This window comes from Chryseobacterium sp. SIMBA_029 (assembly GCF_046535275.1).
Lineage (GTDB): Bacteria > Bacteroidota > Bacteroidia > Flavobacteriales > Weeksellaceae > Chryseobacterium.
This window is the reverse complement of sequence record NZ_JAWRXA010000013.1, coordinates 1-22,615: the sequence shown is the minus strand read 5'-3', so window position 1 is coordinate 22,615 and position 22,615 is coordinate 1. Positions and strand designations below refer to the sequence as shown.

The window sequence follows — 22,615 nt, the reverse complement described above, 5'->3', positions numbered from 1 at the left end:
CATGAAAAAGTTCAGAATACATACGACAGCAAAAATTTTACTGTGTACTGTGGTGCTTTCCAGCTGCTCTAACCTGTTGGATGAAGAACCCCGTAATATTTATACCCCAGAATACTTTGAAACGGAAGCTGGGGTACTGGGTGGAATTACCTCAATGTATGCCCATTTACGATACATTTACGGAAACGGATACTGGCTGAATGCCTGTGAAACAGGAACCGACGAATATACCTATGGTTATGCGGCAGACGCCAACTTTAAAGATATGGATATGTCCGGAGTGGGGAATCTTACCCCTTCATCCAGCCGTGCTGACGTTTTGTGGAACAATGCATTCAGAAATATCAATACTGCCAACGGAGTTATTCAAAAAGGTTCTGGAGTAGGAGTTTCTGATGGTATTATCGCGGAAGCCAGGTTTTTCAGGGCTTTTGATTACTTTATGCTGGCTCAGACGTTTGGAGGAGTACCGTTGGATCTGGGGTCCGGAGAATTACAATTTAATACCAGTACGGTCAGAGGGTCTGTACGAAATACCGTTCCTGAAGTCTATTCAAAAGTCATCTTTCCCGATCTGCTAAAGGCAGTACAGGATCTGCCGACCGGAGCCCGTGTTACCGGTGGTGTTACTAAAACAGTGGCTAGATTATTTTTAGCAAAAGCGTATCTTACCTACGGATGGTGGCTTCAGAATCCCAACGGAATTCCCACGTATCCGCAGGCGCCAAGGGTAGACCTTGACGGGCACAACGCTCAGTGGTACTTCCAACAGGCTTATGATATTGCTTTAGCAGGGATCAATAGTCCCGGAGCTTACGGATTACAGGCAACTTATTATGATGTAAATCTTGCTCAGAACGACCGAAATAAAGAAATGCTGCTGTATGCAGACCACACAGAATCCAGTGAATATTATGACGGATCCAGCCACTCGTATAATACAGGATCTTCTCCTGGAAATTTTGCGGCATGGATGACAACCTGGGATTATACATTCCTTGAAAGTTCTCAAAATCCGCAATGGACAGGTACTTCAGTACGGTCTGTACAGAGAGAAGCCGCTCAGGCTTACGGAAGACCATGGAAAACAATGGCTCCTACCATTGAAGCCGTAAAAAATACATTCGCTAATAAAACACAGGATTCAAGATACGACGGTACTTTTGTAACGACGTTCCGTGCAAATTGGAATAAAGCAGGAATTTCAAATGCTACATTATACAATGCTAACGGCCTTCCGGTACAACCCGGAAGTGCAATTCTTACCTTCCTGAATGATGATCCGGCACAAACCATAGATTATACCAACTCAATGTACAAAAGCAATGTTGGCGCAGGGTTTTTACCGGGCAGAGCAGATTATGTAATTGCCCCGAGCGGAATCAGCAGATACGCCTATCCAAACCTATGGAAAATTGGAACGTACAGAACAGACAACGGAACAGGGCTTGGACAGCCTAACGGTGGAATCACCCGTCCTTTTCCTATTGCTAAGTTTTCAGAACTGTATTTCATTGCAGCAGAAGCAGCAGTAAAAGGAGCTTCAGGATCAATGACCGCAAGAGACCTGGTAAATGTGATCAGAAGCAGAGCCGGAAAATGGCGTTGGGACAACAATGGAAACGTTGCCAAAAATGAAGACAACAGCGCAGCAATGACAGCTGCAACTCCAGCTACAATCACCGTTGATTACATCTTGGCAGAAAGATCCAGAGAATACTACGGAGAAGGGCACAGATGGTTTGATCTTGTAAGAACCCAAAAATGGGGTGAGCTGGCTCAGACTTATACCATCGCAGGGACAGCAGTGGGAGATCATACTCCAAAAGTCTATACCAGAAATATTGCCAATTACCTGTATTTAAGACCAATTCCTCAATCCCAGCTGGATGCGATGGAAATGAGTGCAACAGCATTGGCGGCCTATCAGAATCCGGGATATTAATATTTAAAAGACAATTTTACATTCATATTAACGACAAAGTAGGTGCTTACAACACCTGCTTTGTTTTCATGAAAAATATCTAAAAAAGCTATGGAAAAAACTTGGCGCTGGTTTGGAAAAAAGGATAAAATAAAACTTGAAATGCTTCGGCAGATTGGGGTAGAAGGCATTGTGTCCGCTCTTCATGATATTCCGAACGGAGAAATCTGGCCGCTGGAAGCCATCAATGACTATAAAAATCACATAGAAAGCTCCGGGCTCCGCTGGTCGGTCGTGGAAAGTCTTCCGGTAAGTGAATCCATCAAATATGGAGGAGAAGACCGGGATCAGCTGATAGAAAACTATGGTAAAAGCCTAGAAAACTTAGGGAAAGCAGGCATTACAACGGTTTGTTACAACTTCATGCCGGTTCTCGACTGGGCAAGAACAGATTTGTATTATCCATGGGAAGATGGTTCATCATCGCTTTATTTTGATAAAGCAAAGTTTGCCTATTTTGAAATTCATATTCTTGAAAGAAAAGGAGCAGAAAAAGACTATTCGTCAGAGATTCTTGAAAAAGTTGAACAGCTTAAAAACATCATTACAGAAGAAGAAAAAAATGATCTGATCGATTCCATAATTGTTAAAACCCAGGGATTCGTCAATGGAAACATTAAAGAAGGCGATCAGGATCCCGTAGCGATTTTTAAAAGTTTATTGGCGCTGTATGATGGTATTGACAAAGAACAGCTCCGTCAGAATATGAAATATTTCCTTGAAAAGATCCTGCCCATATGTGAAGAATGGAATATTCAAATGTGCGTACATCCTGATGATCCGCCATTTTCCCTGTTAGGATTACCTCGGATTGTCACCTGTGAAGAAGATATCGACTGGTTCCTGAATGCTGTAGATAATCCCCACAACGGACTCACATTCTGTACCGGTTCACTCAGTGCAGGATTGCAGAATGATGTTCCTAAGCTTGCTCAGAAATACGCTTTACGTACCAGATTTGTGCACCTCAGAAGTACCAATGTTTTTGAGAACGGAGACTTTATCGAAGCCCATCACCTCGGAGGAAGAGGAAAACTTATCGACGTCATCCGGATATTTGAAAAAGAAAATCCATCCCTGCCGATGCGTATCGATCACGGCCGTCTTTTAACCGATGATATGGATAAAGGATACAATCCCGGTTATTCATTTCTGGGAAGAATGCTAGCACTTGGCCAAATTGAAGGAGTGATGGCAACCGTACAAAATGAAATGAAAATTAAGACAATTTCCGGTGGAATATCTTAATAAATCATAGAATGAAATGCTATTAAATGAATTAAAAGAAATGAACGAAATATTTAGTATACAAGGGAAAATAGCTGTCATTACAGGAGCTTCAGGGGTATTAGGCGGAAGTCTTGCCGAAAGTTTCGTAAAAGCAGGCGCTACCGTTGTCGCACTAGGAAGAAACCAGGAAACCCTGGATGCTCGTGTGAAAAAACTTACGGATTCAGGAGGTGAGGCATTTGCTGTGGAAGCCAATGTGATGGATGTAGAAAGCTTAGAAGCCGCAGCAAATAAGATCGTGGAAAAATATGGTAAAATTGATATTCTACTCAATATAGCCGGCGGAAATATTCCAGCGGCCACCTTATCTCCCGACCAGTCTTTTCTTGATATGAACATCGAAGGATGGAACCAGGTCACTGATCTTAACATCAATGGAACAGTATATCCAAGCTACGTTTTCGGAAAAGTAATGGCACAGCACGGAAGTGGAAGTATCGTCAACATCTCTTCTATGGCAGCCTATTCAGCCATTACAAGAGTAGCCGGATATTCAGCGGCAAAAGCGGCAATTACCAATTTTACCCAATGGCTGGCCTCCGATTTAGCCTTAAAATATGGCGATACAATAAGAGTAAATGCCATTGCTCCCGGATTTTTTATCGGTGATCAGAACCGTAACATTTTATTGAATCCTGACGGATCATTAACAGAACGAAGCGTAAAAGTCATTGCAAAAACTCCGATGGGCCGTTTTGGAGATGCCGAAGAACTCAACGGAGCGGTACAGTTCCTGTGTTCAGATGCAGCAAGCTTCATTACTGGTGCACTGCTGCCTGTTGACGGCGGTTTCAGTGCATTCAGCGGAGTGTAAATAAACACGTTTCATATAGTTTCATATACTTAGTAGACGGGGCTTGGAGCCATTCATTGGATTGAAAGGCCCTGTTTTTTAGTTTGAAATCATCTATAAAAAAGTAAAGTAAAAATCTCAATTAATCATTAATACAACCATGATCAAAATACATCCTCCTAAAAAACAAAATATGAGATGGTGGATGCTGTCTTTGGTTTTCCTGGCCACTACGATCAATTATTTAGACCGTCAGGTAATGGGATTGCTGAAGCCAACCCTGGAAGCAGACTTTCACTGGACAGAAAAAGATTACAGTTATATTGTGATGGCTTTTACCGCTTCTTACGCATTAGGATACCTCGCAATGGGGCGTTTTATCGATAGAGTGGGTACAAAAATAGGATATGCTGTTTCTTTAATCATCTGGAGTCTGGCGTCTATCGGACATGGTTTTGTGAAAAATACCTTCGGATTTATTCTCGCAAGAACAGCTCTTGGACTAAGCGAGGCCGGAAATTTTCCTGCAGCTATAAAATCCGTAGCAGAATGGTTCCCCAAAAAAGAAAGAGCGCTGGCGACAGGTCTTTTTAATTCCGGAGCGACGGTAGGAGCTATTTTGGCCCCTCTTTTAGTTCCATGGATTCTCGGACATTATGGATGGCAGCAGACTTTTGTGTGGATTGGAGCAGCCGGACTGATCTGGATTGTTCTTTGGTGGAAATTTTATCGCGCTCCTGAACAATCAAAAAAACTAACCCATGAAGAATACCAATATATAAAAAGCGATCAGGATGCACAGCCAGAAGAACAGTCTAAAGTCCCTCTTTCCGAATTATTCAAATACAAAGTAACCTGGTCATTTGCCATCGGGAAAATCATGACCGATCCAATATGGTATTTCTTTATGTTCTGGCTTCCCGCTTATTTTGTCGATGTTTTTAAAATGGACCTTACGAAACCATCCCTTCCTCTGATCCTTATTTACAGCGGAACAACCATCGGAAGTATCGGTGGCGGCTACCTTTCATCGTGGCTCATCAAAAAAGGATGGGAAATCAACAAAGCAAGAAATGTAACGATGCTGCTTTTTGCATTGATGGTTGTGCCCGTGATGTTTTCGAAATATCTTGGAAATATGTGGGTTATTACCATTGTGATTGCTTTTGCTACAGCAGCGCATCAGGGTTGGGGAGCCAATCTGATGACAACGGTTGGAGACAGGCTGCCGAATAAATATGTAAGCTCAGTGATTGGATTCGGCGGAATGCTAGGCTCTGTTGCCGGGATTATCTTTCCTTTGTTTATTGGAATTATACTGGATACTTTTAAAAAAGCCGGAAATATCAACGGAGGATACAATATTATCTTTTTTATTGCCGGAATATCCTATATCGCTGCCTGGCTAATTATCCGTTTCATTAACCGAAAGCCAGAAAATAAGATAAAAACGAATTGATAATAATTATGAAAAGAAGACTAATCAATCCAATTGTTTTTAAAAATAAAACGGCCTTAGCTGTTACAGTATTACTTTCCCTGAATATTTCAGCCCAGGTTTTTTCCGGCTTTACGTACAAGGGAAATGATAAAATATACACGGATAACCCACTCAAAGACGATGAATTCTATTCACCGGTGCTTCAGGGTTGTTATCCCGATCCCAGTATCACGCGAAAAGGAAGCGATTATTATCTCGTGAATTCCTCATTTTCAATGTTTCCGGGAGTTCCGATCTTTCAGTCTAAAGATCTGGTCAACTGGAAGCAGATTGGGCATGTTTTAGACAGGCCTTCACAGCTGAAAGTGGAAAAATCGGGTGTTTCAGAAGGAATCTATGCTCCGGATATTAAATACAACCCATACAACGATACGTTTTATATGGTGACCACTCAGATTGCCAGCGGAATCGGAAATATGATTGTCAAAACCAAAGATCCTGAAAAAGGTTGGAGTGAAGTTCAAAAACTTAATTTTGATGGGATTGATCCTTCCATTTTCTTTGATGACAACGGAAAAGCATATATTATTCATAACGATGCACCACCAAAAGGAACGGAACAATACAGTGGTCACCGTGTGATTAAAATATGGGATTATGATCTCGAGAAAGATCAGGTGGTAGCGGGCACGGATAAAATCATTGTGAATGGTGGAGTAGACCTCAGCCAGAAACCAATCTGGATAGAAGGTCCGCATCTCTATAAAAAAGGTGGAAAATATTATCTGATGTGCGCGGAAGGAGGTACAGGAGGCAATCACAGTGAAGTTATTTTTGTGAGCGACAGTCCAAAAGGTCCCTTTATTCCCGCAGGAAATAATCCCATTCTTACCCAGCGCTATTTTCCGAAAGACAGAAAAGATAAAGTGGATTGGGCAGGACATGCCGATCTGGTAGAAACCCCTGAAGGTGACTATTACGGAGTATTTTTAGCCATCCGTCCCAATGAAAAGAACCGGGTAAATACGGGAAGAGAAACTTTTATCCTCCCTGTAGACTGGAGCGGAACATATCCTGTATTTCAAAATGGATTAGTTCCTATGAAACCTGCACTTAAGATGCCGAAAGGAGTTAAAAATCAAACCGGGGAAACCGGATTTTTTCCGAATGGGAATTTTACGTTTTCAGATGCTTTAACGAATCCTGATCTCGATCAGAGGTGGATTGCGATGAGAGGTCCGCGTGAAAATTTTATCACCATCACTAAAAAAGGATTGAAAATAAATTCTTTTGCCACCAATGTTAAAGCAAAAGCTCCCATTTCAGCATTATTTCACAGGCAGCAGCATGCATCATTTGAGGCGGCCGTTACTTTAGATTTTACCCCGAAATCTGAGAAGGAATTGGCCGGAATTACGTGTTATCAAAATGAAAAATTTAACTACGTATTTGGACTGACGAAAAAAGATAAAGATTATTATCTGGTATTGGAAAGAACAGAAAAAGGAAACTCAACCATTGTTGCCCATGAAAAAATTGAGCTTTCTAAGACGATGCAACTTAAGGTAATCGCCGAAGGGGATGATTATACCTTTAATTATTCTCTTGACGGGAAAACTTTTAAAAATCTGGGCGGAAAAGTTTCAGGAGATATCCTGTCAACCGATATTGCAGGGGGATTTACAGGTAGCCTGATCGGATTGTACAGTACAGTATCCAATGATATGAACTGGTGAAAAATTCTTTAATCAACGTACATAGTCAATCCAATGAAAGTTTTATCAAAAGTAATCATCATCACAGCCTTTATATTCTGCGTTAGCGGGACGGCTCAGTCTGTTGGATCCTTTATCACTACTGAAACAAGTGCAGAAGGATTGCTGTTAAAAAATCAATCCGTAAAGCTGGCCTTGTATACCGATCAGGGAATTGATAAAGGTATTGCAAGAGCCGTTCATACGCTAAGTACTGATCTTCAGAAAGTAACCGGAGAATTACCTGATACGATTCATCAAAATCCAAATCGATCTTCTCCGCTGATTATTATTGGAAGTGCAGGAACGAATTCAATCATTGATCTTCTGATCAGACAACATAAACTGGATGGTAAAGAACTAAACGGAAAACGGGAAAAATTCATCATTCAGAATATTAAAAATCCCTTCGAAGGAGTTTCAGAAGCTGTTGTGATTGCCGGCAGTGACAAACGCGGGACGATCTACGGGATTTATGAATTTTCAAAACAGATCGGCGTTTCACCATGGTATTATTGGGCGGATGTTCCGGTACAAAAAAAAGAAAATCTATATTTTAAAAAAGGAACATATACCGACGGAGAGCCAGCAGTAGAGTATAGGGGTATTTTCCTGAACGACGAAGAACCTTCTTTGGGAACCTGGGCGAGAAACAGCTTTGGTGGAATCAACAGCCAGTTTTATGAAAAGGTTTTTGAGTTAATCCTTCGCCTTAAAGGTAATTACCTCTGGCCTGCAATGTGGGGAAAAGCTTTCTATGATGATGATCCTCAAAATGGAGTGTTGGCGGATGAAATGGGAATTATCATGGGAACTTCCCATCATGAGCCGATGGCACTGGCACAAACTGACTGGCATCGATATATCAAGAAAAATGACCTTTCCAATATCTGGGATTATAACAAAAATGCTGATGTATTGCAGCAATTCTGGAAAACGGGGATCAAGAGAAGTAAAAACTGGGAAAAGTTGATCACCATAGGAATGCGTGGTGACGGGGACGAAGCCATGGGAGAGAAAACGAATATTTCTCTTTTAGAGAAGATTGTAAAAGATCAGCGGAAGATTATAGAAAACGAAACAGGAAAGCAGGCCAGAAAAATACCTCAGATCTGGGCATTGTACAAAGAAGTCCAGGACTATTATGATGAAGGAATGAAAGTTCCTGATGATGTCATTCTGCTGTTTTGTGATGACAACTGGGGAAATGTCCGCAAACTTCCCGATCTGTCAAAACCGCTTCACAAAGGCGGCTATGGAATGTATTATCATTTTGATTATGTGGGTGGACCGAGAAATTCAAAATGGATCAACATCAGTCCTATTCAGCGGGTTTGGGAACAGATGAACCTGACCTACGAACATCAGGTGAATAAGGTATGGGTAGTCAACGTAGGCGATTTAAAACCTATGGAATTTCCGATCAGTTTCTTTATGGATATGGCCTGGAATCCCAAACAGTTTACTGCGGATAATCTAATGGAATATACCCAAAAATGGGCATCAGAGCAGTTTGGTGAGAAGCATTCCAAAGAAATTGCAAGAATGATCAATCTGTATGCAAAATACAACCGCAGAGTAACACCTGAAACGCTTAACAGTACCACGTACAGCCTCGATAATTATAATGAATTTGAAACGGTGGTAAATGAGTACCGTACTCTGGCTCTTGATGCAATACGCTTGTCCAGAGAACTCCCGCAGGAATATAAGGATGCTTATTTCCAGTTGGTGCTCTATCCGATCGAGGCTTGCAGTACTCTGTATGAAATGTATTATAACGTGGCAAAAAACAAGCAGCTGGCGGCGAAAAATGATCCTAGTGCCAACGAATATGCCGATAAAGTAAAAAAGAACTTTGCATATGACGCTTTGCTGCAGCAGCAATACAACACTGAAATTGCAGGCGGAAAATGGAAACATATGATGGATCAGCCTCACATCGGATATACAGGCTGGAACCAGCCCGATCAAAATATAATGCCGGAAGTAGTTTATGTTTCAAAAACATCCACTCAAAAAAATAAAACGTTCAAAGAAAAAGAGGGCTATATTTCAATAGAAGCGGAGAATTTTGCAGATCAGCATACTTCAGACAATATACAGTGGAAAGTAATTCCCGATTTCGGAAAAACAAAGTCCGGTGTAACTACCTTTCCGCAGAAGAGTCAGCTTAAGAATGAGGACAATATCTATCTCGAATATGATATGAATGTTACCTCAACAGGACTATTTGAAGTCCAGCTTTTATTGGCGCCTACCCTTAATTTTAACAGCAATAAAGGCTTGCGGTATGAAATTTCTTTTGACGGACAACAACCGCAAATCATTAATTTTAACGGAAATTACCGGGGCGAACTGGGACAATGGCAGTCTGAGCATATTATAAAATCAATGACAAAGCATACCATAACGATACCAGGAAAACATACCCTGCGTTTCCGGGTGCTGGATTCCGGAATTGTCATCGAAAAAATACTCATCAATACAGGAGGATTACAGCCATCCTATTTAGGCCCTCCCGAAAGTGACTATGAATAATATTAATATAAAATTAAGTAAAAATATACAATTTTACACGGACTTTATTGTCTTCATTCTGCTGTCATTCAGAATGTAACGTAGTGAAATGAAGAATCTAATCGATGAATGGGATTCCTCCTTCGCCGGAATAACAATACATAAAAAATTGTATATAATAACCTTACATAATTATACATTTTAATAGAAACATTCTTATAAGCAAGTTTGACGTCTGATATCTGAAATCTCATATCTGACATCTAATAATAAAAAAACGAAAAGACAAAACAATATGGAAAATATTCAGATTTCAGAATATGGAACCACAGATAAAGGGGAGAACATCAAAAAATACACCCTCACGAATAAAAATGGAATGACCGCTGAAATCATCAACTATGGAGCGATTGTTACTTCATTAACCGCTCCGGATAAAAACGGGAACTATGAAGATGTGGTGCTGGGTTTTGTAGAACCACAGGATTATTTTAACCAGAATTCATATTTCTACGGAGCCATTATTGGGAGATTTGCGAACAGGATTGCAAATGCTGTTTTTCAATTGGAAGGTAAAAGCTATCACCTGGCAGAAAATAATGGCCCCAATCATCTTCATGGCGGGAAAGAAGGATTTTTTAACAAGATTTGGACTGCTGAAGTGGTACAGAAGACTGAAATCCCCACTTTACAATTAACTTATGAAAGTCCTGATGGTGAAGAAGGATATCCGGGGACACTTATAGCGAAGGTTTTTTACAGCCTGACCGACGATAATGAACTCATTATTTCTTATGAAGCGGTAACTGATCATGCGACTATTATCAATCTGACGCATCATTCCTATTTCAATCTTTCCGGTCGGTTTACAAAGCCCATTACCGATCATGAATTACAGTTGGAAGCAGACCAGTTTATTCCTATTGACACCTTTTCTATTCCCGAAGGAGGATTTCAGGATGTTGAAGGTAGCCCCTTTGATTTCAGGATTTCCAAACTCATAGGAAAAGATATCGATACCGAAAATGAGCAGCTAAAGAGAGCCAACGGATATGACCATTGCTTTGTCCTTAGAGGAAGCGGGATGAGGCGGACCGGAACATTATATCACCCGGAAAGCGGACGGAAAATGGAGGCTTTTACCGATCAGCCGGGTATGCAAGTCTATTCCGGGAATTTTTTAGATGGAAAACATACTACAAAAACAGGAGGTAAAAATACGGCAAGAACAGGAATTTGTTTAGAAACGCAACATTATCCCGATGCTCCCAATCAGGTTCATTTTCCATCTGTAAAGCTTTTTCCTGGAGAAAAATATCAGACAAAAACGATCTATAAATTTTCAGTAGGATAAAGGTAAAGTTTGCTTTTTTACTCATTGGAAATTTTGCTTTTTGAACATTTGAGAAAAGGTTTTCATTAATAAACGATGTTGGATCTCATTTCAGGCAATACAATCAAGTGAATATTTGTGTTTTATGTAAAAAATAGGCGGAAATAAAGCAAAATTAATGTTAAACATATGTTAAAGTTTATTAATATTGCAGATTTAATTTTAAAAATAAACAACAGTATAGTTATTGTCAAAAATATGATAAGCCCTGTGTTGAAAGTGTAAAGAATTGGCCCGGAATATTTTTATGCTGTATGCTGAGGTTGGTGCAGGATCCGGAAATGAAAAAGACTCCATTTTTATAATCGTACAATCTATGATAAGGGTGTTGTTTTTTTCTAAGAAATACTAAAGTGTTACGGCTCACTTTGACAAACGGAGAGCTGGTACTCTCAGGATTCCTTTGCTATATAGATTGTTTCTTATATTTTTAAAAACGATCACAAAGATATTGGTAGGTTAATACAATCTATGGTGAGAATATTTTAACATTCAGTTTTATTTGTTTTTAAAACGGTACATAATATACCATTTGTCTTGTAAATAATACAATACATATGAACTAAAAATCAATCAATTGATGATGACGATACATAAAGCGTTGATTCTTTCAGGAATAGCCCTTTCGTTCTGTTTACAGGCGCAGGATAACATTCCTCATTTGCAGAAAAAAGGTACGGCAACCCAGCTTGTCGTAGAGCAGAAACCATTTCTTATCATAGGCGGTGAGTTGGGAAATTCTTCCGCATCTTCCGCTCAGGATATTGAAACGCATTTTCCAAAACTTCAGCAGATGGGATTGAACACCGTTTTAGTGCCTGCCTATTGGGATATGATAGAACCCGAAGAAGGGAAATTAGATTTTAGTTTACTTGACAAAGCTATTGATCAGGCCAGGAAAAATGATCTTAAAATTGTTTTCTTATGGTTCGGAGCCTGGAAAAACTCAATGAGCTGCTATGCTCCGTTGTGGTTTAAAAAAGACTATAAAAAATATCCCAGAGCCTATTCCAAAGCCGGAAAACCTATGGAAATAGCAAGCTCTTTCTCACAAAACGTCCTGAATGCCGATCACAAAGCCTTCTCTGAAGTAATGAAACATATTGCTTCCGTAGATTCCAAACAGGGAACGGTCATTATGGTACAGGTAGAAAACGAAATCGGAATGCTGGAAGGTGCTCGTGATTATTCTAAAGAAGCCAATGCTTCCTTCAATGCCCAGGTTCCTGAAACACTGATCAAATTTTTAATTAACAATAAAAAAGAACTTCATTCCTCCCTGGCAGAGAAATGGGGGAAACAAGGGTTTAAAACCAAAGGAAACTGGCAGGAAATCTTTGGAAATGACCTGTATACCGATGAACTTTTTACGGCCTGGTCATATGCTCAGTATGTAGAAAAACTGGCTAAAACATCCAAATCCATTTATCATATTCCTTTATATGTAAATGCGGCTATGAACAGCCGGAACAGACAGCCGGGAGAATATCCTGCAGGTGGTCCGCTGGCTCATCTGATTGATATCTGGCATGCAGCAGCACCCAACATAGATATACTTTCCCCTGATTTATATGACGGGAATTTTGCCGAATGGGTATCTAAATACAGACTTCATAATAATCCGCTTTTTGTACCGGAAGTAAAAATGACGGCTAATAACGGGGTGCAGGCTTTCTATGCTTTCGGGGAACATGATGCCATTGGATACAGTCCGTTTTCCATAGAGAATAATTCCGAAACAGGGAGCAAAAGGCTGGCAGATGCCTACTCCAAATTGAAACAGCTGATTCCGGTTCTTACAAAATATCAGGGCCAGGGATGGTCCAAAGGACTTTTATTCGATCAGAACAATTCAGAACGTAAAATCAGTTTTGATGATCTTACCCTTACGGCAAAACACTTTTTCACTCTTCCTTGGGATCCAAGAGCAAAAGACGGAAGTGTGTGGCCTGAAGGAGGCGGAATCATTCTCCGGTTGGCTAAAGACGAATACCTTATTGCCGGAAGCGGGATCGTGGTGGAGTTTGAAAAACTCAATGAAAAAAAAGAAATTCAGGCTAAAGATTTGGGAGAAGATGGTTTTGCCGCGCAAGGTGGAAAAACGCAGACTCAAAATACTCAAAATCAATGGACGGGCGGAAAAAGGGCAGGAATTGGTCCTGTGGATGAAATAAGAATCGATGAGAAAGGAAATTTCATTCCAATAAGAAGACTGAATGGCGACCAAACCCATCAGGGAAGACATGTACGGATTGGTGTTGATGAGTTTGCGATTCTTCACGTCAGATTATATGAATATCAATAGACTGGATGAGCTTACTGAAGAACTTCTATTAACAATATTGTATACAAATCTATAAAAATGAGTACCTGTAATGTTTTAAAAATATTGATCCTGTTCACTGCTTTTTGGGTGACCGATATGGTTAATGCCAAAGTGAAACTTCCGGCTTTGGTTTCAGATGGAATGGTATTGCAAAGAGATCAGAACATAAAAATATGGGGCAAAGCAGATGTAGGTGAAAAAGTGAATATAACCTTTCAGAATAAAAAATACAGCACCACAGCCAATACAACAGGAAACTGGAATCTAATGCTGCCTGCCATGAAAGCAGGAGGCCCTTTTACCATGACCGTGAATGAAATAACATTGCATAATATCATGATTGGTGAAGTATGGCTGGCATCAGGGCAATCCAATATGGAGCTTCCGATGCGGAGGGTAAAACCTTTGTATCAGGAGGAAATCCAAAGCGCGAATAATCAGAACATCCGTTTCTTTACTGTTCCTCAAAAATACGATTTCAAATCGCCGCAGGAAGACCTGGACGGTGGAGTATGGGAAACGACCAACCAGCAGACCATTTTAAATTTCTCTGCAGTGGCCTATTTTTTTGCCAAATCAATACAAGAAAAAATGAATGTTCCGGTAGGAATTATCAATGCAAGTTTAGGCGGTTCACCCGTTCAGGCTTGGATGGGTGAAAATTCCCTTAAAAAATATCCGGAATACCTTTCAGAAGCCAAAAAATGGCAGAATGACCAACTCATACAAACCACAGAATCTTCTGAACAGGCTCTAAGCAAAGCCTGGTATTCTGAACTAGATAAGAATGACAAAGGAGTGAGCGAACACTGGGAACAGTCTCAATGGAATGATTCCGGGTGGAGCACCATGAATATTCCGGGCTCCTGGGAAGATAAAGAAGGGGCTTTTGAAGGGTCTGTGTGGTTTAGGAAAGAGATAACACTTCCCAAAGGAGCAGGAGCTAAAGCTGCTTTTCTCAACCTGGGAAGAATAAAAGATGCCGATATCACCTATATCAACGGGATAAAAGCTGGAAATGTGACCTATGAATATCCACCCCGCTGGTATGATATTCCGGCAGGGGTATTAAAAGAAGGGAAAAACATCATTACGGTACGTGTACTCAACGGGAGTGGAAAAGGAGAGTTTATTAAAGACAAACCTTATGAACTACATATTGGAGATCAGACAATAGACCTGAAAGGTGAATGGAAATACAAAATAGGGTACAAAATGAATGGAAATGCTCCCGGGCAGACTTTCATCCGCTGGAAACCAACGGGATTGTATAATGCCATGATTCATCCGCTTACAGGATATGCGATAAAAGGAGTAATATGGTACCAGGGAGAAAGCAATACTGCAAAACCTAATGAATATGAAGATCTGCTTTCCACGATGATTAAGGATTGGCGTTCCCAATGGAATCAAAAGGATCTTCCTTTTCTCATTGTACAGCTTGCCAATTTTATGGAAGCGAAATCCCAGCCTGTAGAAAGCAGTTGGGCACAACTGCGCGAACAGCAGCGCAATGTTTCCCTTACCGTTCCCAATACCGGACTTGCCGTGGCCATCGACGCCGGAGAATGGAACGATATCCATCCTTTACACAAGAAAACAATTGGTGACAGGCTTGCTCTTCAGGCACTGAAAATCGCCTATAAAGAAAACATAGTGGCAGACGGCCCTGTCTATGAATCATTCAAAAAAGAGGGGAATACCATCATTCTTTCGTTTAAAAAAGGAACCGATGACTTTTCTCCGGTTTCCTCACTGAAAGGTTTTGCCGTTAAAAATGAAAACGGAAATTTTGTATGGGCCAATGCAGCAATAGAAGGAAATAAAATCATGGTATGGAGCGATGCTGCTAAAAATCCAACTGCTGTAAGATATGCCTGGGCAGACAATCCGGATCAGGCCAACCTGAAAAATAAAAACGGGCTTCCGGCTTCCCCTTTTACCACGGAATAAAAAAACATAAAATATCCATTATCCTATCTGAAATTACAACTACTTATGAATAATCAATCTCAAAAAATATCGGTCCTTGAAAAAATAGGCTACAGTTTAGGCGATCTGGCTGCCAATTTAGTATTCCAGACTCTGGTGACTTATCTGGCGTATTTTTACACAGATATTTATGGATTAAAAGCCAAAGATGCTTCGGTCATCACTCTGATTGTAGGCCTGGTAGCCGGTTTTGGATTCAATCCGTTGATTGGCGCCCTGGCAGATCGTACCGTTACAAAATGGGGGAAATTCCGTCCTTGGATTCTGTTTACAGCCGTTCCGTTAGGAATTGCCGCCTTGCTGGCTTTCAGTACCCCGGATTTTTCTTATAAAGGCAAGATGGTGTATGCTGCTGTTACCTACACGTTACTGTTATTATTATACTCTTCCAACAATCTTCCTTATTCAGCTTTGAGCGGAGTCATTACCGGGGATATGAGTGAAAGAAACAGTATATCTTCCTACCGTTTCGTAGCGGTGATGTTTGCGCAGTTTTTTGTACAGGTTTTCATGCTTCCGATTATTTTATCAGTAGGTAATGGAGATAAAGCAGTGGGAATTGAAGAAGTAATGACCTGGCTGGCCATCATCGGTTCTGTGATGCTTTTAATCACGTTTTTTACAACGAAAGAAAGAGTTATTCCTAAGCCGGAGCAAAAATCAAGTGTAAAAGAAGATGTAAAAGATCTGTTTCAGAATAAACCCTGGGTCATTATGCTGACGGTAACAGCGTTGATATTCATTACATTGGCCATGAAAGGAGGTTCCTATGTCTATTATTTTAATAATTATGTAGACGAAGCAGCATTGAAAAGCTTCATTGCTCCGATTACCCATTTCTTTGACTCCATTGGGATGAACTTTTTTGGAGAGAATGTGAAATCTGCAGGATTTGGACTTTTTAATGCCGGTGGAATTATCATGATGATTGTAGGAATTACATTTTCAAAGAAGTTTGCCGACCGTTACGGAAAAAGAGATGTATTTGTCCTGTCACTTTTTATCTCAACCTTATTTATTGTAGTCTTTATTTTTTACCCGCCGAAATCAGTTGAACTGATGTTTTTATCACAGATCTGCCACGGCTTTTTCTATGGAATCAGTACACCCATACTTTGGGCCATGATTGCTGATGTAGCCGACTATTCAGAATGGAAAAATAACCGGAGAGCCACAGCCATTATTTTTTCTGCCATGATGGTAGGGTTAAAAGTGGGATTAAGCATTGGAAGTTCATTGGTTGCCATGATTATCGGTAAATACGGTTATATTTCAACCGAAGGGACCCAGCAGGTTATTCAGCCTGAAACCGTGGCAGAAGGCGCCAAAATGCTAGTCAGTGTATTTCCTGCGATTCCGTTTTTTATCGCATGCGGACTGCTTTTCCTCTATAAAATCAATAAAGAAATGGAAGTGCAGATTGAGAAAGATCTGTCAGAAAGAAGAAAATAAAAACCAAATATATGAATCGTATTATCCTAGTAGGCCTTATGGCTTTTGCCGTTTCCTGCACACAAGTAAAACAGAGTACTTCCGATGCTTCATTGAAAGAAGCTTTTAATAAAAAATTCTACATCGGAACAGCCATGAATCTTCAGCAGATCCATGGAACAGATCAGAAATCAGTAGAAATTATCAAACAACAGTTCAGTTCTATTGTTGCAGAAAACTGTATGAAAAGCATGTTCCTGCAACCTGCTGAAGGAAAATTCTTTTTTGACGACGCTGATCAGTTTGTTGCTTTCGGAGAGAAAAATAAAATGTTTATTATTGGACATACCCTGATATGGCACTCTCAGGCTCCGAAATGGTTTTTCACAGACAGTAATGGCAACAATGTATCTCCGGAAGTATTGAAACAGAGAATGAAAAACCACATTACCACTGTTGTTTCCAGGTACAAAGGAAGAGTAAAAGGCTGGGATGTGGTGAACGAGGCTATTTTGGAAGACGGTTCGTACCGGAAATCTAAGTTTTACGAAATACTGGGCGAAGAATTTGTTCCACTGGCATTTCAATATGCACATGAAGCAGATCCCGACGCAGAACTCTATTACAACGATTATAATGAATGGTATCCTGGCAAAATACAGGCTGTTTCCAGAATGGTGAAAAAGCTGAAATCTCAGGGAATCCGGATTGACGGAGTGGGAATGCAGGCCCATGTCGGAATGGACGCTCCTTCCATAGACGAGTATGAAAAAGCCATTCTTGCCTATGCTGAAACCGGAGTAAAAGTGAATGTGACAGAGATGGAAATCAGCGCACTTCCTTCACCCGGAGGAAATTCCGCCAACATTTCAGACACGGTTGCTTATAAAAAAGAAATGAATCCCTATACTCAGGGACTTCCCGCGAATGTACAGTCACAATGGGAAAAGCGGTATGTGGATTTCTTTGGCCTGTTTTTAAAACATTCGGATAAAATCAGAAGAGTTACCTTGTGGGGAGTTACCGATACGCAGTCCTGGAAAAATGATTTTCCGATAAAAGGAAGAACAGATTATCCCTTACTTTTTGACCGTCAAGATCAGGCAAAACCGGTGATTGAGAAGATCGTCAAACTGGCGGGAAAGTAGGGAATAGACAAGATGTTAGATTTCAGACATCAGACATCAGACATCAGACTATCAGCTTAACACACAGGTTAAAGACCAAACACTAGCAACTGACAACCAACAACTAAATAAAAAAAGATAAATTTTACGATCATGAAAAAAGCAAAATATCTATTCCCGAGTGATTATATGGCAGATCCATCCGTTCATGTATTCGAAGGTAAACTCTATATTTATCCATCCCACGACAGAGAAAGCGGCATTGAGGAAAATGACAACGGAGATCATTTTGATATGAATGATTACCATGTATTTTCCATTGATGACATAGAGAACGGAGCGGTAACGGATCATGGAGTTGTCCTTTCGGTAAAGGATATTCCATGGGCAGGGCGTCAGTTGTGGGATTGTGATGTAGCATTTAAAAATGGGAAATATTATATGTATTATCCTTTGAAAGATAAAAATGATATTTTCAGGATAGGAGTGGCCGTTGCCGACAGACCTTATGGTCCTTTTATTCCTGAAAAACACCCGATGTTGGGAAGTTACAGTATTGATCCCTGTATTTTTGAAGAAGACGGGAAGCATTATATGTATTTTGGCGGAATCTGGGGTGGACAGCTTCAACGCTACCGCAACAATAAAGCACTGGAATATGCAGTCATTCCAAATGATGATGAACCCGCAATTCATTCTAAAGTTGCTTTATTGAGTGATGATATGTTGGAATTCGCAGAAGAACCAAAAGATCTTATCATTCTCGATGCCGATGGAAAACCTTTGCTTCAGGGCGATGAACACCGATTTTTTGAAGCCTCATGGATGCATAAATACAATGGAAAATATTATTTTTCTTATTCCACGGGAGATACTCATCTTTTATGCTATGCTACAGGGGATACTCCTTACGGACCGTTTACTTATCAGGGCGTTATCCTGACCCCGGTGGTAGGATGGACCACGCATCACAGCATTGCCGAATATAAAGGAAAATGGTATTTATTTTTTCATGACAGTGTTCCCAGCGGTGGAAAAACCTGGTTACGAAGCATGAAAATGATTGAAATGGAGTATCATCCGGACGGAACCATCAAAACCATTGACGGATTAGAAGGTTAAAGTCACCGATAAGGTCGTTTTTATCCTTTCATAAAAAATAAAAAATCTATGAAAATTTCCTGTATGTTTTATCTTCGAACCTGTATACTGTTTCTTTTTCTCTTTCCATTTTGTGTATTTGCAGAAGATGGTAGCCAGCTCTGGCTTCGGTTTCCAAACGTAAAAAATGGAATCAGTGCAGAAAAGATTATTTCCAAAGGGAAAAATCCGACGCTTGATATTGCGAAAAAAGAGCTTACTACTTATTGGCAGGGACAGACTGTTGAACTGCGTACAGAAAAATCATTGAAAAATCTTAAAGATGGATACACCATTACATCCGGACCGGAGAAAATCATTATTTCTTCAGCTAAAGAAACGGGCTTGCTGTATGGAGTGTATCATATTCTCCGCCTACAGCAGACGCAATCGGATCTTACTCACCTGAATATTACAGAAAAGCCTTCTTATGACGTAAGAATTCTCAACCATTGGGATAATCTGGACGGAAGTATAGAAAGAGGATATGCAGGACATTCGTTATGGAAATGGGAAGATCTGCCCGGCACAATTTCCCCGCGTTATGAAGCCTATGCAAGAGCCAATGCTTCGATCGGAATTAACGCTGTCGTGCTGAATAATGTCAATGCTTCACCGAATATGCTGAAGAATGAATATCTGATCAAGGTAAAAACACTGGCCGATATTTTTCGTCCGTATGGAATTAAGGTCTATCTTTCAGTGAACTTTTCCTCCCCAAAAGTCATTGGCGGACTTGAAAATTCTGATCCACTGAATAAAAAAGTTCAGGAATGGTGGAAGGAGAAAACCAATGAAATTTATAAGATAATACCGGATTTTGGAGGCTTTTTGGTGAAAGCCAATTCAGAAGGGCAGCCCGGACCTCAGGATTATGGAAGAACCCATGCTGATGGTGCCAATATGATGGCTGATGTATTGAAAGCTCATGGCGGAATAGTGATGTGGCGTGCTTTTGTATACAGTCCGAGCCCGGAAGACCGAGCCAAACAGGCCTATCTGGAGTTTCTGCCTCTGGACGGAAAATTCAGGGATAATGTGATTATTCAGATCAAAAACGGTCCGATTGATTTCCAGCCCCGCGAACCTTTTAATCCCTTATTCGGAGCGTTAAAAAAAACCTCTGAAATGGTGGAATTTCAAATTACACAGGAATATCTGGGGTTTTCCAACCATCTCGTTTTTCTTGCCCCGCTGTTTAAAGAAACTCTGGACAGTGATACCTATGCCTATGGAAAAGGATCTACGGTTTCAAAAATAACAGACGGTACATTGAGACCTGCAAAATTAACAGCTATTTCCGCCGTAGCCAATATTGGTGATGAAACCAACTGGACCGGAAGTCATTTTGCCCAGGCCAATTGGTATGCCTTCGGAAGACTGGCATGGAATCATCAGCTGAGTTCCGATCAGATTGCCGCAGAGTGGATAAAAATGACGTTCACCAATGACCGGAATTTTGTAAATCCGGTGAAAGAAATGATGCTTTCTTCCCGGGAAACAGCTGTAGACTACATGATGCCGCTTGGTTTGCACCATATTTTTGCTTTTGACCATCATTATGGGCCTGAACCCTGGGGAGATATTCCCGGTGGAAGGCCGGACTGGATGCCCGTATATTATCATAAAGCCGATGAAAACGGACTGGGATTCAACAGAACGCAAACAGGCAGTAATGCGGTTGCCCAGTATTTTTCACCTTTAAACCAGACCTATGGAAATATAGAAACCTGTCCTGAAAATCTCATCCTCTGGTTCCATCATGTTCCTTGGAAATATACTATGAAAGACGGGAAAAGCCTGTGGGATGAACTCTGCTACACCTATGATAAAGGCGTGAAAAACGTTCGTGAATATCAAAAAACATGGGATAGAATGGAACCGTATGTGGATGCAGAGAGATTCCATCATGTTCAATCCAGGTTAAAAATTCAGTCGAAAGATGCCGTGTGGTGGAAAGATGCCTGCCTGCTTTATTTTCAGACCTATTCGAAGATGCCGGTTCCTTACGATATAGAACGCCCTGTTCATGAGCTGGAAGATCTTAAAAAAATCAAACTGGATATGAAACATCATAACTAAAATTAATCTGTAGTGTTTTTAAGACCTGGTTCATGCAATATTGACAATTTTACAATCCTCCGAAAGTCACCCGTTACAACTATATGTGGTATCTTTGTGCCTTGATTGACAATTTTGTAACCAAAAAAATGTTGTATGAATGATATTAAGCTGATCGTAACCGATATGGACGGAACATTCCTGAATTCTCAATATGAAGTAAGCCCGGAGTTTCCGGAAATCTATGAAGAGCTGAAAAGAAGAAATATTCTCTTCGTACCGGCAAGCGGAAGGCAGATGCTGGGGATCACCAAATATTTCGGAGCGATTGAAAATGAAATTGGTTTTATTGCTGAAAACGGAGGGTATATGGTGTACAAGAATCAGGAATTATTTGCTGATCAGCTGAACCAGGAAAATATTGCGGAAATTATCCGTTCTATCCGTACGGTTCCAGCCGCAACCGCCGTTTTATCCGGGAAGAAAAAAGCCTATTACGAAACAGATAACCAGGATTTCATAGACTATATTGCTCGGTTCTATACCGATAACGAAAGGAGAGAGGACCTCACGGAGCCGGTAGATGACAGTATTTTTAAAATTGCTGTTTACCATCCTGAAAGCTCTGAAAAATATTTATATCCGGTTGTAAAAGACTTTGATCAGTTTGGTCTTGAAGTCGTCATTTCTGGCCAGCATTGGATGGATATTATGAATAAAAACATCAACAAAGGAAATGCATTGGAAAAATTGCAGAAAACCCTTAATATTACTCCCGCACAGACCATGGTCTTCGGAGATTATATGAATGATATCGAAATGCTTAAAAAAGCTCAGTATTCTTATGCGATGGAAAATGCGCACCCTGCCGTAAAAGCAGCAGCAAGCTTTGAAGCGGGTTCCAATGATAACTTTGGGGTACTGAACACCATTAAAAGATATCTGAACGCAGAATAATTTTAAAATTTAGATATGTTAAGTACTAGTTGAACGTATTTATGAACTTCACTTGTATTGTCATTCCGACAAAGGAGGAATCTCATTTATAGATTAGATTCTTCATTTCACTTCGTTGCATTCTGAATGACAGCAGAATAATTAGCAATAAAGCCTAGTGGAAATTGTATATTCTTATCTTATAACCACAAAAGTCACAAAAGCTGTGTGAAATACTATCAACACTTTAATTGATTTAAGTTTTGACAAGTTCTATAAAATATTTCCTCAATAAAAAACCTTCAGACATGATCTGAAGGTTTTATTTTAATATCAATGTCTAGTCCTGAAATATCGATACACAAAAAAAGAATCGTTATGGAAGAACATTTAGAAACCCAGTATGTCAAGCGTACACAGAGAGATT

At 40.3% G+C, this 22,615-nt stretch carries 14 protein-coding genes; all 14 read left to right on the top strand.

Going from position 1 to position 22,615, the window contains the following annotated elements; translation table 11 throughout:
• The first annotated feature begins 1 nt into the window (after nucleotide 1).
• The 14 genes from SB679_RS20440 to SB679_RS20375 all read left to right on the top strand — a co-directional run bounded on the left by SB679_RS20440 (nucleotide 2) and on the right by SB679_RS20375 (nucleotide 22,209).
• The gene (locus SB679_RS20440) at nucleotides 2-1,945 is read left to right on the top strand and encodes a RagB/SusD family nutrient uptake outer membrane protein (RefSeq protein ID WP_410704160.1); all 1,944 of its coding nucleotides are present in this window, start codon (nucleotides 2-4) and stop codon (nucleotides 1,943-1,945) included.
• A gap of 90 nt (nucleotides 1,946-2,035) precedes the next feature.
• Nucleotides 2,036-3,232 carry a mannonate dehydratase gene (uxuA, locus tag SB679_RS20435; protein ID WP_410704159.1) on the top strand — a complete coding sequence of 399 codons (1,197 nt, stop codon included), beginning with the start codon at nucleotides 2,036-2,038 and terminating at the stop codon, nucleotides 3,230-3,232.
• A gap of 40 nt (nucleotides 3,233-3,272) precedes the next feature.
• Nucleotides 3,273-4,088: an SDR family oxidoreductase gene (locus SB679_RS20430; protein ID WP_410704158.1), complete on the top strand. Its 816-nt coding sequence runs from the start codon at nucleotides 3,273-3,275 to the stop codon at nucleotides 4,086-4,088.
• A 139-nt stretch (nucleotides 4,089-4,227) separates the two neighbouring features.
• Complete coding sequence (locus SB679_RS20425) at nucleotides 4,228-5,526, top strand: MFS transporter (RefSeq protein WP_410704157.1); 1,299 nt, start codon at nucleotides 4,228-4,230, stop codon at nucleotides 5,524-5,526.
• Nucleotides 5,527-5,534: 8 nt separating this feature from the next.
• A complete protein-coding gene (locus SB679_RS20420) occupies nucleotides 5,535-7,244 on the top strand; it encodes a glycoside hydrolase family 43 protein (RefSeq protein ID WP_410704156.1) in 1,710 nt (569 codons plus the stop codon).
• Nucleotides 7,245-7,277: 33 nt separating this feature from the next.
• Nucleotides 7,278-9,803 (top strand): glycosyl hydrolase 115 family protein, encoded by a 2,526-nt coding sequence (locus tag SB679_RS20415; protein WP_410704155.1) that lies wholly within the window; start codon nucleotides 7,278-7,280, stop codon nucleotides 9,801-9,803.
• A 274-nt stretch (nucleotides 9,804-10,077) separates the two neighbouring features.
• Nucleotides 10,078-11,136 (top strand): aldose epimerase family protein, encoded by a 1,059-nt coding sequence (locus tag SB679_RS20410; RefSeq protein ID WP_410704154.1) that lies wholly within the window; start codon nucleotides 10,078-10,080, stop codon nucleotides 11,134-11,136.
• Between the two features lie 619 nt (nucleotides 11,137-11,755).
• Nucleotides 11,756-13,480 (top strand): DUF5597 domain-containing protein, encoded by a 1,725-nt coding sequence (locus SB679_RS20405; RefSeq protein ID WP_410704153.1) that lies wholly within the window; start codon nucleotides 11,756-11,758, stop codon nucleotides 13,478-13,480.
• Between the two features lie 57 nt (nucleotides 13,481-13,537).
• Nucleotides 13,538-15,454, top strand: a complete 1,917-nt coding sequence (locus SB679_RS20400; RefSeq protein WP_410704152.1) for a sialate O-acetylesterase — start codon at nucleotides 13,538-13,540, stop codon at nucleotides 15,452-15,454.
• Nucleotides 15,455-15,499: 45 nt separating this feature from the next.
• Nucleotides 15,500-16,945 carry an MFS transporter gene (locus SB679_RS20395; protein ID WP_410704151.1) on the top strand — a complete coding sequence of 482 codons (1,446 nt, stop codon included), beginning with the start codon at nucleotides 15,500-15,502 and terminating at the stop codon, nucleotides 16,943-16,945.
• Between the two features lie 11 nt (nucleotides 16,946-16,956).
• A complete protein-coding gene (locus SB679_RS20390) occupies nucleotides 16,957-18,072 on the top strand; it encodes an endo-1,4-beta-xylanase (RefSeq protein WP_410704150.1) in 1,116 nt (371 codons plus the stop codon).
• A 132-nt stretch (nucleotides 18,073-18,204) separates the two neighbouring features.
• Nucleotides 18,205-19,173 carry a glycoside hydrolase family 43 protein gene (locus SB679_RS20385; protein ID WP_410704149.1) on the top strand — a complete coding sequence of 323 codons (969 nt, stop codon included), beginning with the start codon at nucleotides 18,205-18,207 and terminating at the stop codon, nucleotides 19,171-19,173.
• Between the two features lie 63 nt (nucleotides 19,174-19,236).
• Complete coding sequence (locus SB679_RS20380) at nucleotides 19,237-21,273, top strand: alpha-glucuronidase (protein WP_410704235.1); 2,037 nt, start codon at nucleotides 19,237-19,239, stop codon at nucleotides 21,271-21,273.
• Between the two features lie 135 nt (nucleotides 21,274-21,408).
• Nucleotides 21,409-22,209, top strand: coding sequence for a Cof-type HAD-IIB family hydrolase (locus SB679_RS20375; RefSeq protein ID WP_410704148.1), 801 nt, complete (start codon nucleotides 21,409-21,411; stop codon nucleotides 22,207-22,209).
• The last annotated feature ends 406 nt before the right edge of the window (nucleotides 22,210-22,615 follow it).